The sequence below is a fragment of the Aureispira sp. CCB-QB1 genome, from assembly GCF_000724545.1.
Classification (GTDB): Bacteria; Bacteroidota; Bacteroidia; order Chitinophagales; family Saprospiraceae; genus Aureispira.
The window spans coordinates 1-839 of sequence record NZ_JHBV01000079.1 but is presented as its reverse complement, the minus strand read 5'-3'; the positions used below and the strand labels follow the sequence as shown (position 1 = coordinate 839).

Annotated in this window: 2 protein-coding genes; both read left to right on the top strand. The window is 43.0% G+C overall.

Annotated elements, in window-relative coordinates; genetic code table 11:
• The coding region (locus CG11_RS30545) for a hypothetical protein (RefSeq protein WP_052599925.1) at positions 1–390 on the top strand (390 nt) is incomplete at its 5' end.
• Between the two features lie 12 nt (positions 391–402).
• On the top strand, positions 403–839 hold a 437-nt coding region (locus CG11_RS26245), incomplete at its 3' end, for an N-acetylmuramoyl-L-alanine amidase (protein ID WP_052599924.1).

The window sequence follows — 839 nt, the reverse complement described above, 5'->3', positions numbered from 1 at the left end:
AACTTGACCATTCATCCACCCATTTCCTCCAAGCTCCTAGGTCGCTATCGACACAAAAAAGGCATTTATGTCATTCGGTTAAAAGACCAGGTTATTTATATTGGCAACTCGGTTAATATCTACAAATCAGGCTTGCGCCTCTTTCAAAAAGGGGGCGTTTTACAAGCCATTCCAGTCCAAAAGGTCAGCTTTGAAATTCTATTGACCAGCATGCGCTTATCATCGGTAGAGATGGTACTCAAACGGCATTTTCAACCCCAATACAACTACATTGGCAAATTGCCCAACCATCAATCTACCTACGAAAAAAAGCAGATCCAACGCATTCAAAACATTTATTTTAGTCAGAGCCGCTTTAGCGTTGAAGGAGCTCGACCATCTAATACTTAACCCCAACATATCATGTCTTGCATTCCAATTATCAGCAATGGGCATGGTGGTTTGATTGGCAACGTCTACCAAACAAAGGGCAAACGCTCTCCTGTTTGGTCTGACGGTGCGGTTCTTTATGAAGGAGAATTTAATCGAGCCATCAAAAACCGTTTGTTAGAACTGCTCCATTTTAAAGGCATTCCTTATTATGATTTGGTGCCAGAGCAGCACGACATTCATCGGAGTGTTCGAGTTGCTCGAGCGAATCGTTTTCATGCCCAATACAAAAATACCTTTCTGCTCGACTTGCATTCCAATGCAGGAGGAGGCAAAGGATCGGAAGTTTTTATCTCCAGTGCTGCCAGCAGCTCCAGTTTGACTTTAGCGCATTGGTCTCAAGCCTTGTTTGTCCAACATTTTCCAGAAAGTACGTTTCGAGGCATCAAACGCAGGAATTTTGATTTGGT